Genomic DNA, 15397 nt, shown 5'->3' on the forward strand with positions numbered 1-15397 from the left:
CAAGGAGATCCATCATGACCACTGCCGTCATCGTCGACGCCGTCCGAACCCCGGTCGGCAAGGGTAAGCCCTCCGGAGCTCTGCACGACGTGCATCCCGTTGACCTGCTCGCGCACTCCCTTCGAGAGATCGTGTCGCGCAACGGAATCGAACCGTCCGACATCGACGACGTGATCACCGGGGCGGTCACCCAGGTCGGTGAGCAGTCTTTCAACATCGCCCGTCGCGGCTTGCTCGCCGCGGGATACCCCGAGTCGGTTCCGGGTGTCACCGTTGACCGACAATGCGGAAGTGGACAACAGGCGATCGCCTTTGCCGCGCAGAGCATCATGGCCGGTGTCAACGACGTCGTCGTCGCGGCCGGAGTGGAATCCATGTCGCGGGTGCCCATGGGATCGGCTGCTCAAGGTGTCAGCGATCCCAATGGAGTCGCCTTCGACGCGCGTTACCCCGACGGGCTTGTGGGACAGGGGATCTCCGCGGAGCTGATCGCGGTGCGCTGGGGCATTGCCAAGTCGGCCGTCGACGAGTACTCGCTGCGCTCACACGAATTGGCAGCCGCCGCAACCAAGGACGGACGTTTTGACAACGAGATCGCACCCCTGGCCGGGCTCACCGCCGACGAGGGAATCAGGGTCGGCTCCACCCTCGGTCAACTGTCCGCGCTGCCTCCGGCCTACCACGACCCGGCGATGGGGGTGCGGTTCCCCGAGATCGACTGGGTGATCTCGGCGGCCAACGCGAGCCAAATCAGTGACGGCTCGGCGGCCGTGCTGGTGATGAGCGAGGAGCGGGCCGCTGCGCTCGGCCTGCGCCCGCGCGTGCGGGTGCACACGATGGCGGTCGCCGGCGACGATCCGCTGTTGATGCTCACCGCGATCATCCCGGCCACCCGCAAGGTGCTGGCGAAGGCCGGACTGGCTCTCGCCGACATCGACCTGTTCGAGGTCAACGAGGCGTTCGCGCCGGTGGTGCTGGCCTGGGCACGCGACCTCGGCGTCCACCTCGATCGGGTCAACGTGCACGGCGGAGCGATCGCGATCGGCCACCCACTCGGTGCCAGCGGCGCGCGATTGGCGACGACGGCGATCAACGCCCTCGAGCAGACCGGTGGCCGGTACGTGCTGCAGACGATGTGCGAGGCGGGCGGTCTGGCCAACGCGACGATCTACGAACGGCTCGGCTGAGCGGCGTGCGACTGCTACCGTGAAACTAGAACACGTTCTCGTTTCCCCGGAAGGGCACCCATGACCGTCGAGCAGGACACCGCAGCCGAACTCAGCGACAAGATCAACGCCGTCGTCGAGAACTACATCGAGTACCTCACCAGTGGCACCGCCGAACAGATCGCCGATCTGTACGCCGCCGACGCCACCGTCGAGGACCCGATCGGCGCCGACATCCGCGACACCCGCGAGCAGCTGGTGGAGTTCTACTCGGTGATCACCGGCATGGACGAGCGCACCGCGACCCTGAAGTGGAAGAAGATCGCCGGCGACACCGCGGTCTTCGAGTTCACCCTGGTCACCGGCACCGCCGGGATGCGCTTCGAGATCACCCCGGTCGACATCATGGTGTTTGACGCCGACGGCAAGATCACCTCGATGCGTGCGGTGTGGCAGGCCTCCGACCTGGTCCAGCTGTGACGCCCTGACGCATCACTGACGTCCGGTCGGCCGCAGCACGATCTCGGTGGGGTGGGCGTCGGCGGGTGTGTGGATCGCCATCAGCACGGCCGCGGCCACCGTCGCCGGGGCGAGGAACTGCGATGCGTCGTACTCCTTGCCCTCGATGGCGATGAGGTCGCGTTGCATGTCGGTGTCGATGCGGCCGGGGAAGACCGAGGTGACGCGCAGGTCCGGTTCCTCGGCCCGCAGGGCGTCGGCAAGGGCCCGTAGCCCGAATTTGCTCGCCGCGTACGGCGCCCACCCGGGATTGGCGCGTTGACCGGCGCCGGAGTTGATGAAGATGACGTGCCCGCCCGCCGCGCGCAGCGCGGGGAGCAGCAGGCGGGTGAGTTCGGCCGCGGCGATCAGGTTCACCTCGAGGATGTGGCGCCACTCGTCGGCGGGTGTCTCGCCGACCGGCGACAGGCTGCTGCCCACCCCGGCGTTGTGCACCAGGACGTCGAGGGAGGTGATGGCCTCCGTGGCGGCCTCGACGGCGTCGTGGTCGGTCAGCTCCACCGGGAAGGTGGAGGCGCCGTCGAGTTGCGTGGTCAACGTATCCAGCTCGGCCGACGGTCGGCCGCCGAGCAGCAGGTCGTGGGTGGGGGCGAGTTGCCGGGCGATCTCGGCACCGAGGCCGCGGCTCGCGCCGGTGATCAGTGCGGTGGGCATGGGGTCAAGCCTAGGGGCTCCGGTGCGCTCGCCCGGCGGCATCGGGGTCCGCGGGGCAGAATCGACGCGTGGCGCGCTATGGATTCACCCCGACGCAGCTCGCGGCGCGTGCCGCGTACCTGCTGCGGGGCAATGACTTGGGCACGATGACCAGTGCCGCACCCCGGCTCTACCCCCATATGTGGAGCTGGGATGCGGCGTTCGTCACGGTCGGGTTGGCCCCGTTGTCGGTGGAGCGCGCCGTCATCGAGATGGATACGCTGCTCTCGGCGCAGTGGACCAACGGGATGATCCCGCACATCGTGTTCGCCAACGGACGCGACGGCTACTTCCCGGGTCCACGTCGGTGGGAGTGCGCGCGGCTGGCCGATTGTTCGCCGGATTACCCCGACACCTCCGGCATCACCCAGCCGCCGGTGCACGCGATCGCGGTGCAGCGGATCCTCGATCACTCGCGTCGTCATGGGCGCACCACGCGGCAGGTGGCCAACGAGTTCATCGACCGCCGGTGGGGTTCGCTGGTGCGGTGGCATCGATGGCTCGCGCACGCCCGTGACCCCAACGGCCGGGGCCGCATCACCATTTATCACGGGTGGGAATCCGGGATGGACAACTCCCCGCGCTGGGACAAGCCCTACGCGGGTGTCACGCCGGGTGACGACCTCCCACCGTTCCAGCGCGCCGACCTCGACCACGTCTCCGACCTGTCGATGCGACCGACCGACCTCGAATACGACCGCTACATCTGGCTCGTCGAGGAGATGAAGCGCGCCAACTACGACGACGATCTGCTCCCCAAGGTGATGAGCTTCGCCGTCGAGGACGTCTTCGTCAGCGCGATCTTCGCGCTCGCGTGTGACGTCCTCGCGACGATCGGCGAGGACTACTCGAAGCCGCGCGCCGATGTCCGCGATCTGCGGGCCTGGGCGGATCGGTTCCGGGCCGGCGTGGTCGCGGCCTCCAACGAGAGAAACGGTGCCGCAAGGGATTTCGATCTCCGTGCGAACAGGTGGATCACCACCGAAACGATCGCGCAGTTCGCACCGTTGTTGTGCGGTGGACTGTCCCGAGATTCCGAGCGCGCGCTGATGCGCCTGTTCGACGGCCCACGGTTCTGCGGTCACCCCGACCTGCGCTACGCCGTACCGCCGTCGACGTCGCCGATCTCCAACGACTTCCGGCCGCGGGAGTACTGGCGTGGCCCGGTGTGGCCGGTGATGACGTGGCTATTCAGTTGGGCGTTCGCGCGGCGCGGCTGGCCGGAACGCTCGGCCCGGCTGCGCGACGAGGGGTTGCGGCAGGCCACCGACGGTGCGTTCGCCGAGTACTACGAACCGTTCACCGGGGAACCGCTCGGCAGTATGCAGCAGAGCTGGACCGCGGCGTCGGTGCTGGACTGGCTGGACTGATCCACTCGGTAAGACACGGGGAATGGGGCAGGGGTATGGGGACAGGCGAATACAACCGGGACGAATAGCGCTGCTCGCGTCAAAGATTGACGTTGCTGCTGCTACTCATCCCGGTTGTATCGGCAGTGGTACGGCTCAGTACTCCTCGGCCCCGATCAGGGCGGCTTCCTCGTCGACGTCATGCGATTCGGCGGCCTTGGTGGTCACGAAACTCACCGCGATGACGGCGATGACGCAGTATCCGGCGGCGAACCACCACGGAGCGGCCACCGACGAGAACCACTCGGCCAGATGGGCGACGAGCACAGCGGCGACCGCGGCGCCGGCCCAGCGCAGGAACGAGTAGCCGGCACTCGACACCGACCGCGGGGTGCTCGCGTCACCGGACGACATGGCGACACCGGTGAACAGTGTGTTGAGCACGCCCGACGGGATACCCGAGAGGACGACGGCCAGACCGATCAGCCAGACCTGGTCGGTGAAGGTGCCGACCCCGGCCAGGGCCATGACGACGGCGTAGGTGGCGATCGCGGTCATCACACCACCGCGCTGACCGATCTTCTCGGCAAGGCGTGGAGCCACGAACACACCGGCCAGCGCGGTCAGCAGACCCCAGCCGAAGAAGATGAGTCCGGCCCAGATCGGCTTGAGCCCCATGGCAATCGGGGCCCACGCGATGACGGTGAACAGGGCACCGGTGTAGAAGGCCGAACCGATCGAGGTGATCAGCAGGGTGCGGTTGCGAAGTGCCTTGAGGGGATCGATGATCCGCACGGGTTGGCGTTCGGCGCGCGGGCCGTCGGCGGGCAACATCACCGCACACAGGATGGCGCCGATCAACATCAGGATGGCGGTACCGCCGAAAGGCGCACGCCAGGTCCACGATCCGAGGATCGCACCCAGCAGCGGGCCGACGGCCAGGCCGACGCCGAGCGCCGCCTCGTAGAGCATGATCGCGCCGTGCTGACTGCCCTTGGCGGAGCTGACGATGAAGGCCAGGGCCGTCGCGATGAACAGGGCATTACCCAATCCCCAGATGACGCGGTAGGCGATGAGCTGGTCGATTCCGTTGGCGAAGGCCGAGATTCCCGCGGCGACGACGATGAGCGTCAGACCCGCGGTCAGGGTGCGCTTGGGACCGAACCGATACGCCGACCATCCGGTGATCAGCATGGCGACGCACTGCACGCCGACGTAGACACCGAAGAGCAGGGTCAGCTTGTCCGGCGGGGCGTTGAGCGCCTCGGCGATGCTGTTGAGGATCGGGTCGACCAGGCCGATGCCCATGAACGCGATGACCGCGGCGAAGGCGGTCACCCAGACGGTTCTCGGTTGCCGGGCAAAGGTCGCGAGCAACGAGTGCTCGTCGTGGGGCTGGTCGGAAGATGCTGCGGCGTCGGAACTCTGGGCCGGCGTCGTCGAGGTGGTGGTCATTGTTCTCCTCGCTGACGGTGTGTCTTTATCGGTGGACGGTCTTGGATTGCGCGTTCTTCGATTGCACAGCGCCCTCAAGGGATTCGTGGAGGGCCTGCAGGGCCGGTGCGGCGGCGGCCAGCGCGGCGCGGTCGTCGTCGGAGAGCGCTGCGATGGCGACGGCCAGGGCGTCATCGCGTTGGGCTCGAACCCGGTCGAGGACCGCATGACCGTGATCGGTCACCGACACCAGAACCGCACGGCGGTCGGCCGGATCGCGTTCGCGTTGCACCAGCCCGTTGCGGATGAGCCCGTCGATGAGGCTGGTGGCGGTCGGCATCCGGATCGATTCGCGGTCGGCGAACTCGCCCATCCGCATCGGTCCGTGGTCGAGCAGGGTGGCCATGCCGGATGCCTGTGCCGCGGTGTACTCGGGGATCGGGGTGTGGCGACGCATCATCAGGTACAGCCGGGTGACCGCGGGCCGCAGCCGCCGGGCCACTGCGACGTTGTCGTCCTTGGTCGCCATCACACTTCGTGACTCTAATACTTAGAGTATCGAAGTAAAAGCGGGACTACTGTGACATATGACACGACGTCGAAAGAAGCGGTTCACCAAACTGTCCACCCGTTCGCGAGCGCTGATCATCGGTGGCGCGACAGCACAGATCGCCCTGCAGGTGGCCGCGCTGCGCGACCTGTGGTTGCGGCCCGACTACCTGGTGCGCGGACCCAAGGGGGCGTGGGTCGCGGCGAGCTTCGTCAACTTCCTCGGCCCGATCGCCTACTTCGTGTGGGGACGGCAGCAGGCCACACCGGTGCCCAGTGCACCCCCGAAGCTCCGATCCGAACCGGCTTCCGGTGCCGATGATGGTCCGCCCGCCGATGCCGATCCCGCTTCGTCGTCCCCGGATTCCGCGACGTAGCCCGACGCGAACACGGGCGTGGCAGGAGGGACGGCTGCGGTCACCGCCCGATGGGTCGGTCCACCCACTCGAACCCGGGCATCGGGCACTGTGCCCATGAGCTCTGTGCCCATGAGCTCGGAGACGACGTTGGTGTCGCGAATGATCATCCGAAGCAGTACCTTGCCGATCAGAACCGCCCGCCGACCCCGATCCGACCCGAACTCGACGACCCGCCGAACGACCCGGGACTGCGCCCGCCGCTGGTGTAGCCACCGCCGCCGAATCCACCTCCGAAACCGCCGCCGCGCATGCTGCCGCGCAGGAAGCTGTCCACGAGGATGCCGCCGAGGACCGCCCCGGCCGCCGACGACCCGGACGAGCGCTGCTGCCCCTGCTGCCCCTGCTGCCAGCTGACCACGTCACCCTGGGCCGCCATCAGCGCCTGATCGGCGAGGGCACCGGCACGTCGCGCCGAGTCGGTCGCGGTGGACGGATCGGTGGCCGACGCGTCGCGCGCGGCCTGCAGGAGCCGTTCGGATTCCGACAGCCGGGTGCGTGCCACCGACTGCACGGCACCGCGCCGGGTGCCGATGAAGTCCCGCGCCGCCGACACCTTGGCCTCGGCGCCGGTCAGTGCCGCCGACAGGACCTCGGCGCGGCGGGTGCGTTCGGCGGCCGCGCCACGCGCCGCTTCCAGCGCATCATCGAGGTCGGCGTCGGCGTCGACGAGAGCGGTGAAGGTGCCGAGCAGGTCACTGTCCGACCGAGTTTTCGCATCCGACAATGCCGTCGACGCCGCTGTCACCGCGGTCGCCAGGCCCGGCCCGCCGTCGGCGGTCAGTGCGGCGGCCTCCGCGATCTCACCCTCCACCTCGGCGATCAGCGAACCCATCCGGCTGTGCGCGGCGGCGATGTTGCCCTCGGCGTTGTCGATGGCGTCGAGGAGTTTGTCGGCCTGGGCGATCGCGCCCTCGGCGGCTCGGATGTCGGCGACGGCCGGTCCCTGCTCACCGGCCGGGCGGGCGATGGCCGACCGGCCCTGATCGGCACTGCGCTCGGCGAACTCGATCTCCTGCCGCGCGAGCACCACATTCTGCAGGATCGAGGTGCACGTCTGCTCACCGTGCCGGGCGACGAGTCCCCTCAACTGCTCCTCGGCCGCATCAGCCCGGGTATGCAGGTCGACGACCCTGCGGGTGAGCTCGTCGAACCGCGCCGGCGCGTTGATCAGCAGGTTGCGCATCTCGTCGAACGCGGTGACCTGCTCGTCGAGGGCGCGGTCGGCGTCGGTGCAGGTGGTGATGATCTGCACCAGCATCGAGCGCTGTTCGTCGGGGGTCTCGGGGATGTTGTCGTCGAGACGTTGCCGCAGCGCGAACGACGACGCGAGCGCCGCCTTGGCGGCGTCGACCGCCGCCCGGAACGGCGTCGTCTGCCCTTCGCCGAACTCGCCGACCGCCAGCCGGAGTTCCTCGTCGCTGGTGCGGATCGCGTTGTCGGTGTCGGTGAGCACCTCCCGCGACCACGGATCGAGCACCTCCAGCGGCTGCGCCGCCAGCTGATCGGCGGTCAGTTCCTGATCCCGTACGGCCTCCACACCGGCCTCGACCTGTTGGCGCTTGCGACGCCGCGAGTAGGCCCACGCCCCACCGCCGCCGACCACCGCGACCGCGCCGACCCCGCCGGCCACCAGGTAGCCGGTGTAGGACGGATCGAGGGTCGAGCTGACCCCGTTGGCCGCGCCGATCGCCGCCCCGGCCCAGTCCTGACGGCGTAGCGCGGGGACGATGTCGTCCTGCGCGATCGATGCCAGATCCTCGTTGGTCAGATCGGCGGTCGAGGCGTTGTCGGGAACGGCGAACCGGTAGGCGCGGTCGTCGGTCGCAACCGCGAGCAGCAGATCCTGATTGCCGAGCTCACTGAGTGCGATCGTCTGTTGCGCCCAGGTCGTGGTGTCCAGACCGTCGAAGGTCTTCACGTACACCACCCACAGCTGCACGTTGTGCTTGTCGGAGAGTTCGTCGACGGCCCGCTCGACATCGGCGCGTTGGGATTCGGTGAGCACGTCGGCCGGGTCGGACACCGGCTCGGGAAGCCGGGTCGGCGGTTCGGCGGCCGCGAAACCGGCGGTGAGCAGGCACAGCAGCAACGCGGCGGCGCTCACCACCACAGTCAGCGCGGCACGGACAGGTCCGGACACTCGTGCGCAACCCATGGGAACAAGATAGTCACTACCCCCGACCGGATCGGTGGGTCAGGCAACCTGCGTGTGTCTGCGCGGTGGCAGCGGAAAGTATCCGAAGGTGCTGCGCTGGTACTCGGCGTACTCCGGGTACTTGGACAGGGTGACCGACTCGGTGAACCTCGTCGATCCGATGAACAACACGGTCAGCAGCACCGCGCCGACGATGCTCGGTTGCAACACCGAACCCGCCGCCGACGCCCCGAACACGTAGATCACCCACCACTGCGCCTGCTCGCAGAAGTAGTTCGGGTGCCGGCAGAAGCGGAACAGGCCGGTGCGCAGGAACCGGGATTCCGGTTCCCGACCTGCCGCGACGGTCGCCGCCTTGCGACGGTGAAATGCCCACTGCTGCTGGTCGGCGACGGTCTCGCCAGCCAGAAAGGCCAGGAACAGTGCGGCCAGGACAACGTCGAGCACACCGAAACCGCCCTGATGATGCAATGCGGTGTTGGCCGGCAACGTGATCAATACCAGCAGCAGATTCTGGTAGATGACGATGAAGAAGAGGTTGAACAGCCAGAACTGACTGCGACTCATCTTCGAACGCAGGATCTGCCAGCGGTAGTCCTCCGTACCCGTGTACCCGCCGCGGCGCGCGAAGTTGAACGTCAACCGCACGCCCCACAGGGTCACCAGGATCGCCATCACCAGCAGGCGCGTGTCGTCGAATCCGGCAGTGCCGCAGAAGACCCACAGGTAGACGACGGGCACCACCGACCAGATGCGGTCGACCCACGAGGTGTCGCCGGTGATCAGCGACGCCACCCAACAGCACACGCAGACCGCGGCCGCGATGATCGCCACCACCCAGATCGCCGGCATCGCCTCAATACTTCCCAGCCGTGACTTATCAGCCGTGACTTGTCAGCCGCGCCAGCGAGTCAGCGCCTGCAGAGCGGTCATGTCGTAGTCGGGTCCGGTGATCCCGACGGTCAGCAACGTCACGCCTTCGGCACTGATCGCATCGGCGTTGCGCAACAACTCGTCGACATCGCCGGTGAACTGCACGCCCGCCGACCGCTCGATGGTCTCCGGGTCACGACCGACCGCGGCGCAGTGCTCGGCGAGCACCTTCGACTTGTGTCGGTAGGTCTCGACGTCGTTGAAGCCATGCCAGGCGTCGCCGTACTCGGCGACATAACGCAGGGTCTTCTTCTCGCCACTGCCGCCGATGAGGACGGGGATGTGGCGGGTCGGCGCGGGGTTGAGCTTCTTGAGGCGCGCGTCGATACGCGGCAACGCCTCGCTGAGGTCGGCGAGTCGGCTTCCGGCGGTGCCGAACTCGTAGCCGTACTCGTCGTAGTCCTTCTGGAACCACCCGGCGCCGATACCCAGGATGAGGCGACCCCCGGAGATGTGGTCGACCGTGCGCGCCATGTCGGCGAGCAGTTCGGGATTGCGGTAGGAGTTGCAGGTCACCAGGGCGCCGATCTCGACGCGCTCGGTCTGTTCCGCCCACGCCCCGAGCATCGTCCAACATTCGAAGTGGGCGCCGTCGGGGTCACCGTACAGCGGATAGAAGTGGTCCCAGTTGAAGACGACGTCAACGCCGGCGTCTTCGGCGCGCAGGACCGCATCACGGATGAGTGAGTAGTCGGGGGCATGCTGGGGCTGGATCTGGACACCGATACGAATGGGGAAGGCCATACGCACCAGTCTGCCTGTTCTTGCCGAGTGCGCAAGGTCCCTCGACGGCGTCGCGACGTCATGCCACAGTGGCGTCATGACCACCGAGAATCACCACAAAGATGTCAATCCACACAGTGCCGACGAATGGGATGCCCGGTACCGCGACGCCGGGAAGCTGTGGACATCAGACGTCAATCCGGCCCTGCCCGTTGAGGTTTCGGACCTCACGCCGGGTACCGCGCTGGAGGTGGGATCGGGCGAGGGGGCAGATGCGCGTTGGCTGGCCGACCACGGCTGGCAGGTCATCGCCCTCGACATCTCCCAGGTCGCCATCGACCGTGCCCGCGAGATCGACCCGCGCTCGTCCATCACCTGGGTCCGCGCCGATCTCACCACCGACGATGTCCCCGGCCGCGACTTCGGGCTGGTGACCGCGCACTACTTCCCGATCAAGGCCACCGACGTCCACGTCGCGCGCAGGCTGATCGACGCGGTCGGGCCGGGTGGGACGTTACTCGTCGTCGCGCACGCGCCCGAAGGTGTGCGGGCCCACGGCTTCGACCCGGACGACTACGTCCAGCCCGGCGACGTCGCCGCGATGCTGGGTGACGGTTGGACGATCCACACCCACGAGACCCGGGAACGGGGGCGGCCCGCCGGCGGTGGACACCACATCAACGACGTGGTGCTGCGAGCGCAGCGGAGCTGACGGCGCTTGCTTGTTCGGCGCTGGCTTGTTCATTGACAGCGCTCGCGTCCACGCTGACAGCGCTCGCGTCCACGCTGACAGCGCTCTCCCACGCAGTGACTGCGCCACCTACCCGCCGACCACCCGCCCGATCCGCTCGACCGCCTCGGTGAGCACCTCCGCCGAGCAGGCGACGTTGAGTCGAGCAAAGCCGTTGCCCTGCACGCCGAAGGCCGGTCCGCGGTGCAGGGCGACGCGGCCGTCGTCGAGGATGGGGATGCCGGGGTCGTCACCGAGACCGGTGGCCCGCAAGTCCAGCCAGGCCAGGTAGGACGCGGCCGGACGTTGCCACCGGACCTGGGGAAGATGCTGTGCAACAAGCTGATCCAGCAGTTCGAAACTCTCGCCGATCACCTCGAGGGTGGCGTCGAGCCAGTCGTCGCCGTGCTCGAAGGCCGCCGCGGTCGCGGCCCGCCCGAGGATGCTGGTGCGGAACGCGACCTCCTCGGGTTGCCGGTCGATCAGCGCGCGCATCGGGTTGCTGCCGACGACGGTCAGCGCACATTTCGCACCGGCGAGATTGAACGCCTTGCTCGCCGACTCCGCCGCGATCCCGACCTCGCGCGCCGTGTCGCTCACCGCCAGGAACGGGACGAACTCGGTTCCGGGATGCACCAGCGGCGCGTGGATCTCGTCGCTGAGCACCACCGCCCCGTGCTCGGCGGCCAATTCGGCCAGCGCCTCGAGGTCGCCGCGCGGGTGGACCAGCCCGAGCGGATTGTGCGGATGGCACAACAGGATTGCGCGAGCCCCGGCCGCGAAGGCGGCCGAGATCCCGTCCAGATCAAGACGATGTCCAGTCGTCCGGGCGTCATCGCGCACGAGCGGCACCGTCACCGGCTGCCCGCCGGCCTCGGGAATGAGATCGAAGAACGGCGGATACACCGGCGGCGTGATGATCACCGGGTCACCGGGGGTGATCGCCACCCGCAGGGCTTCGACGATCACCACGCTCACGTCGGTGGTCGGGTGCACGTCCTCGGGTGCGACGTCCCAGCCCCATCGTCGTCGCGCGAACCCGGCGAACGCCGGACCGGCCGGGCCCGCGGACTCGGCGTAGCCCAGATCCGAGGTCCGGATCAGATCCACCATCGCCTCGGCGACCACCGGCGCGAGTCCGTAGTCCATCTCCGCGACGAACAACGGCAGCACGTCGTCGGGATAGGTGCGCCACTTCGCACTGGTCCGGCGTCGCAACTCGGACAGTGGAGGCGCAACGGGACGGGAGGATTGCGGGTGCATGTCCACCTGTCTACCCAATCCGTCTACCCAATCGACCACAATCGCTCTGTGAGTGAAACGCCAGAGCCATCCACCGAGGGGTCGGTGCGGGTACCAGTCGGCCGGCTCCTTGCCCTGACGCCGGTGGCCCTCGCCGTCGGCGCCGTCTGCGCGCTCGGCCTGTGGGGCATCTCGGCGCTGGCCGAGTTCCTGCAGCGACTCATCTGGGACGACCTCGCGTCGACGGTCGGCGCCACCGCCGACACCTGGTGGTGGACGCTGACGATCCTGACGGCGACCGGCCTGCTCGTCGGCCTGGTCATCCGGTACGCACCCGGCCACGCCGGCGAGGATCCGGCCACCGTCGAACTGGTGTCGCGTCCCCTGCCGCCGTCCGCGGTACCCGGATTGACCGTCGCCACGGTGCTCACCCTCGCCGGAGGTGTCAGTCTGGGCCCGGAGAACCCGATCATGGCGATCAACGCCGCGCTCATCGTCGCCATCGGTGTCCGGGTGCTGCCCGCACTGGGCGGCGAGCGTTGGCTGGGACTGTCCACCGCGGCCACCATCGGCGCGCTGTTCGGTACCCCGGTGGCCGCGGCGCTGATGCTGTCCGAGGTCAATGCCGGGGACTCGCGTATCCCGTTGTGGAACAGGCTGTATCTGCCGCTGGTGGCCGCCGCCACCGGATCGTTCGTGATGTTGCGATTCACCGATCTGAGCCTGTCGATCGGCCTGCCCGACGACTCCTTCGACGGTCTGCGCGACGTGCTCGTCGCCATTGGCGTCGCCGTCGTGGCGGCCGCGCTCGGTGTGGTCGCCGCGTTCGTCTTCGACCCGCTGCACCGACTGATGCACCGGATCGCCAACCCGGTGCTGCTGCTGACGCTCGCCGGACTCGCGCTGGGCGCACTCGGCGCACTCGGCGGCGAGATCACCCTGTTCAAGGGCCTCGATCAGGCCAAGGAACTACCCGGGGAACTCGGCTCGACGACCGCCCTGGGCTTCTTCGTGATGGCCGGTATCAAACTCCTCGCCCTGCTGATCGCCGCGGCCGCCGGTTTCCGTGGCGGCCGGATCTTCCCGGCCGTCTTCATCGGCGTCGCACTCGGTTTCGGTATCCACACGATCTGGACGTCCATCCCGCTGGTCGACGCCGTCGCCGCCGCCACGGCCGGCATCGTGGTGGCCGCCACCCGTAACGGCTGGGTGAGCCTGTTCATCGCGCTCGCGGTGGTGCCGCAATGGAATCTGGTTGTTCCGGTGCTCCTCGCGACGCTCGCCGCGTGGCTCGTCGTGGCCAACGCTCCCGAATTGCGCGCGACGACCGACGAGGAGCGGGCCCGGTCCGCGACGGGCTGAGCATCCACCGTGTCGGACGCGCCGGGTATCATTCGCCTATCTGTTCGATCCGATGCAGGGTTGACTCGACGGGAGTGACACGATGGGCCGCATCCACACCGCCGACCGACCGGACGCATCGATCCTGCACGCCGACCTCGACTCGTTCTACGCCTCGGTCGAACAGCGTGACGACCCGTCGCTGCGTGGACGTCCGGTGCTCGTCGGCGGTGGGGTGGTGCTCGCCGCCAGTTACGAGGCCAGGGCCCGCGGCGTCCGGAGCCCGATGGGCGGCCGCGACGCCCTCGCCTTGTGTCCCGACGCGGTGGTGGTGCGGCCCCGCTTCGACGACTACATGCAGGCCAGCCGCGAGGTATTCGAGATCTTCCGGGACACGACGCCGCTGGTCGAGGGCATCTCCGTGGACGAGGCCTTCCTCGACGTCGCGGGCCTGCGCCGCACCGCGGGAACTCCCGTTCAGATCGCCGAAGCCCTGAGGTCCCGCGTTCGCGTCGAGGTAGGGCTGCCCATCACCGTCGGGGTAGCGCGCAGCAAGTTTCTCGCGAAGGTGGCCAGTGCGGTCGGCAAGCCGGACGGTCTCCTCGAGGTCGAGGCGGGCCGGGAACTGGAGTTCCTGCATCCGTTGCCGGTCCGGCGTCTGTGGGGAGTCGGCCCGGTCACCGAGGCCAAGCTCGCCGACGCGGGCATCACCACCGTCGGCGACATGGCTCGCATCGGCGAGAAGTCGTTGTGCCGCATCGTCGGTGGCGGTGCCGGTCGGCACCTGTTCGCGTTGTCGCTCGCGCATGATCCGCGTCGGGTCGAGACGGGCCGCCGCCGCAGCTCGATCGGTTCGCAGCGTGCGCTCGGCCGTGGGCACAGATCCGCCGCCGACATCGAGGCCACCCTGATCGCCATCGTCGACCGGCTCGGCAAACGGTTGCGCAACGCCGACCGCTACTGCCGGACCATGGTGCTGCGCTTACGGTTCCATGACTTCACCGCCGTCACCCGGTCGCGCACCCTGCCCGAGGCCACCGACCGCACCGACCTGCTGATGGACTGCGCGCGGGGGCTCTTCGACGCCGCCCGGCCGCTGATCGTCGAGCGCGGCTGCACCCTGATCGGAGTCAGTCTCGCCAACCTCGACGACGCCGACACCCCGCAACTGGCCCTCCCGTTCGACGACGTCCCGGCCGGTGAACTCCACGCCTCCGACCTCGACGCCACCATGGACGCTCTGCGTGATCGATTCGGTCGTGATGCGCTGACCCGCGGCGTCCTGCTCGGCCGCCATCACGGCGACGACGCGCCCATGCTGCCGGACTGAGGCAGGTGCTTCCCGTGCACCGCCGGCAGACGCAGGTCAGCGCCCTCGGGTGGGGACCGCCTGCCGGGTGGCCGGGGCAAGCCAGTCGGGCGGGGTGGCCGGAAGTCGTCGGCGGATCTCACGCAACGCGGCGTCGGTCGCCCCGGGCACCACCAGCGCGGACGCGGTAGCCACCGCGAACGCCGCGAGGACGTCCGAGAACCAGTGGACGCCGAGGTACAGGCGCGTTGCGGCCCCGATGACACCGACGAGAGCAGCCACCGACACCGCCCACACCTTCGCGCGGCGGCCGGAGGTGGCGGTCGCGACGACAGCGGTCGTCAGGGCGAGTGCGGTGGTGCCGGTCACGTGGCCGGAAGGGTAGGAGTAGGTCATCTCGCTGATACCCACGTGGTCGATCATCGGTGGTCGGGGTCGTGCGACAACGAGTTTGACGACCTCGGTCACCACCGCCGCACATGCGACACCCGCCACGATGGCGGTCGAACGGCCGACGGTGCGATCCCGCAGGAAGAACAGCACGGCGATCGCCAGCGTCCACACCGCAACCAGGAGTGGACCGAAGAGGTCGGAGAACGCGGACACCGCCGGCACCGCAGCGTGGCTGCGATGATCGACGAACCAGGTCATCACCGCCCGGTCGATGCCGATCGGCCCACTCCGGAACGCGAGGACGAGGCCGACCAGACAGACGAGCAACAGCAGGACACCCGCCGACACGCGGCGGCCATTGAGCACGGACATGTGACCAGCGTGGCGCGGCAACGCTTAGTGGACGCTGAGTGCGGTACGGAGACGTCGGCATCACCGTCGA

15 protein-coding genes are annotated in these 15397 nt (G+C 68.5%); 7 read left to right on the forward strand and 8 right to left on the reverse strand.

Features of this window, described 5'->3' with window-relative positions; all coding sequences use genetic code 11:
* Positions 1 to 14 precede the first annotated feature (14 nt).
* Together ACWDPV_RS13610 and ACWDPV_RS13615 are read left to right on the forward strand one after the other, a co-directional pair.
* Entirely contained in the window at positions 15 to 1187 is a 1173-nt protein-coding gene (locus ACWDPV_RS13610; RefSeq protein ID WP_449743399.1) for a thiolase family protein, read from the forward strand.
* Between the two features lie 60 nt (positions 1188 to 1247).
* A complete protein-coding gene (locus ACWDPV_RS13615; protein WP_449743400.1) occupies positions 1248 to 1646 on the forward strand; it encodes a nuclear transport factor 2 family protein in 399 nt (132 codons plus the stop codon).
* Between the two features lie 12 nt (positions 1647 to 1658).
* On the opposite strand, the gene ACWDPV_RS13620 is transcribed toward ACWDPV_RS13615, so the two are convergent.
* Positions 1659 to 2339: an SDR family oxidoreductase gene (locus tag ACWDPV_RS13620; RefSeq protein WP_449743401.1), complete on the reverse strand. Its 681-nt coding sequence runs from the start codon at positions 2337 to 2339 to the stop codon at positions 1659 to 1661.
* Between the two features lie 68 nt (positions 2340 to 2407).
* On the opposite strand from ACWDPV_RS13620, the gene ggh reads away from it, so the two are divergent.
* Complete coding sequence (ggh, locus tag ACWDPV_RS13625) at positions 2408 to 3748, forward strand: glucosylglycerate hydrolase (protein ID WP_449743402.1); 1341 nt, start codon at positions 2408 to 2410, stop codon at positions 3746 to 3748.
* A gap of 135 nt (positions 3749 to 3883) precedes the next feature.
* Here ggh and ACWDPV_RS13630 read toward each other — a convergent pair whose 3' ends face one another.
* Positions 3884 to 5182, reverse strand: coding sequence for an MFS transporter (locus ACWDPV_RS13630; RefSeq protein ID WP_449743403.1), 1299 nt, complete (start codon positions 5180 to 5182; stop codon positions 3884 to 3886).
* 25 nt (positions 5183 to 5207) lie between these two features.
* Positions 5208 to 5690: a MarR family winged helix-turn-helix transcriptional regulator gene (locus ACWDPV_RS13635; protein ID WP_449743480.1), complete on the reverse strand. Its 483-nt coding sequence runs from the start codon at positions 5688 to 5690 to the stop codon at positions 5208 to 5210.
* A 58-nt stretch (positions 5691 to 5748) separates the two neighbouring features.
* On the opposite strand from ACWDPV_RS13635, the gene ACWDPV_RS13640 reads away from it, so the two are divergent.
* Positions 5749 to 6087 (forward strand): PLD nuclease N-terminal domain-containing protein, encoded by a 339-nt coding sequence (locus ACWDPV_RS13640; protein ID WP_449743404.1) that lies wholly within the window; start codon positions 5749 to 5751, stop codon positions 6085 to 6087.
* Between the two features lie 169 nt (positions 6088 to 6256).
* Here the strand turns inward: ACWDPV_RS13640 and ACWDPV_RS13645 are convergent, their stop codons facing one another.
* From ACWDPV_RS13645 to ACWDPV_RS13655, 3 genes are read right to left on the reverse strand one after another with little or no spacing between them, the layout of a single operon-like run.
* A complete protein-coding gene (locus tag ACWDPV_RS13645) occupies positions 6257 to 8284 on the reverse strand; it encodes a TPM domain-containing protein (RefSeq protein ID WP_449743405.1) in 2028 nt (675 codons plus the stop codon).
* Between the two features lie 39 nt (positions 8285 to 8323).
* Positions 8324 to 9136: a DUF1295 domain-containing protein gene (locus ACWDPV_RS13650; RefSeq protein WP_449743406.1), complete on the reverse strand. Its 813-nt coding sequence runs from the start codon at positions 9134 to 9136 to the stop codon at positions 8324 to 8326.
* A 42-nt stretch (positions 9137 to 9178) separates the two neighbouring features.
* Positions 9179 to 9961, reverse strand: coding sequence for an LLM class F420-dependent oxidoreductase (locus ACWDPV_RS13655; protein ID WP_449743407.1), 783 nt, complete (start codon positions 9959 to 9961; stop codon positions 9179 to 9181).
* Between the two features lie 76 nt (positions 9962 to 10037).
* Here ACWDPV_RS13655 and ACWDPV_RS13660 point away from each other — a divergent pair, with 76 nt between their 5' ends.
* Positions 10038 to 10652, forward strand: coding sequence for a class I SAM-dependent methyltransferase (locus ACWDPV_RS13660; protein WP_449743408.1), 615 nt, complete (start codon positions 10038 to 10040; stop codon positions 10650 to 10652).
* Between the two features lie 108 nt (positions 10653 to 10760).
* Here the strand turns inward: ACWDPV_RS13660 and ACWDPV_RS13665 are convergent, their stop codons facing one another.
* The gene (locus ACWDPV_RS13665; RefSeq protein ID WP_449743409.1) at positions 10761 to 11933 is read right to left on the reverse strand and encodes a MalY/PatB family protein; all 1173 of its coding nucleotides are present in this window, start codon (positions 11931 to 11933) and stop codon (positions 10761 to 10763) included.
* A gap of 48 nt (positions 11934 to 11981) precedes the next feature.
* Here ACWDPV_RS13665 and ACWDPV_RS13670 point away from each other — a divergent pair, with 48 nt between their 5' ends.
* Positions 11982 to 13274 (forward strand): ion channel protein, encoded by a 1293-nt coding sequence (locus tag ACWDPV_RS13670; protein WP_348805482.1) that lies wholly within the window; start codon positions 11982 to 11984, stop codon positions 13272 to 13274.
* Between the two features lie 82 nt (positions 13275 to 13356).
* Positions 13357 to 14583, forward strand: coding sequence for a DNA polymerase IV (dinB, locus tag ACWDPV_RS13675; protein ID WP_449743410.1), 1227 nt, complete (start codon positions 13357 to 13359; stop codon positions 14581 to 14583).
* 36 nt (positions 14584 to 14619) lie between these two features.
* Here dinB and ACWDPV_RS13680 read toward each other — a convergent pair whose 3' ends face one another.
* Positions 14620 to 15327, reverse strand: a complete 708-nt coding sequence (locus ACWDPV_RS13680; RefSeq protein ID WP_348805484.1) for a phosphatase PAP2 family protein — start codon at positions 15325 to 15327, stop codon at positions 14620 to 14622.
* Positions 15328 to 15397: the final 70 nt, after the last annotated feature.

The organism is Gordonia sp. NPDC003504 (genome assembly GCF_053587995.1).

Excerpts from the sequence above, each read along its gene's own strand:
- ACWDPV_RS13610 (WP_449743399.1), top strand. The coding sequence starts at position 15 with ATGACCACTGCCGTCATCGTCGACGCCGTCCGAACCCCGGTCGGCAAG.
- ACWDPV_RS13615 (WP_449743400.1), top strand. The coding sequence starts at position 1,248 with ATGACCGTCGAGCAGGACACCGCAGCCGAACTCAGCGACAAGATCAAC.
- ACWDPV_RS13620 (WP_449743401.1), bottom strand. The coding sequence starts at position 2,339 with ATGCCCACCGCACTGATCACCGGCGCGAGCCGCGGCCTCGGTGCCGAG.
- ACWDPV_RS13630 (WP_449743403.1), bottom strand. The coding sequence starts at position 5,182 with ATGACCACCACCTCGACGACGCCGGCCCAGAGTTCCGACGCCGCAGCA.
- ACWDPV_RS13635 (WP_449743480.1), bottom strand. The coding sequence starts at position 5,690 with ATGGCGACCAAGGACGACAACGTCGCAGTGGCCCGGCGGCTGCGGCCC.
- ACWDPV_RS13640 (WP_449743404.1), top strand. The coding sequence starts at position 5,749 with ATGACACGACGTCGAAAGAAGCGGTTCACCAAACTGTCCACCCGTTCG.
- ACWDPV_RS13645 (WP_449743405.1), bottom strand. The coding sequence starts at position 8,284 with ATGGGTTGCGCACGAGTGTCCGGACCTGTCCGTGCCGCGCTGACTGTG.
- ACWDPV_RS13650 (WP_449743406.1), bottom strand. The coding sequence starts at position 9,136 with ATGCCGGCGATCTGGGTGGTGGCGATCATCGCGGCCGCGGTCTGCGTG.
- ACWDPV_RS13655 (WP_449743407.1), bottom strand. The coding sequence starts at position 9,961 with ATGGCCTTCCCCATTCGTATCGGTGTCCAGATCCAGCCCCAGCATGCC.
- ACWDPV_RS13660 (WP_449743408.1), top strand. The coding sequence starts at position 10,038 with ATGACCACCGAGAATCACCACAAAGATGTCAATCCACACAGTGCCGAC.
- ACWDPV_RS13665 (WP_449743409.1), bottom strand. The coding sequence starts at position 11,933 with ATGCACCCGCAATCCTCCCGTCCCGTTGCGCCTCCACTGTCCGAGTTG.
- dinB (WP_449743410.1), top strand. The coding sequence starts at position 13,357 with ATGGGCCGCATCCACACCGCCGACCGACCGGACGCATCGATCCTGCAC.
- ACWDPV_RS13680 (WP_348805484.1), bottom strand. The coding sequence starts at position 15,327 with ATGTCCGTGCTCAATGGCCGCCGCGTGTCGGCGGGTGTCCTGCTGTTG.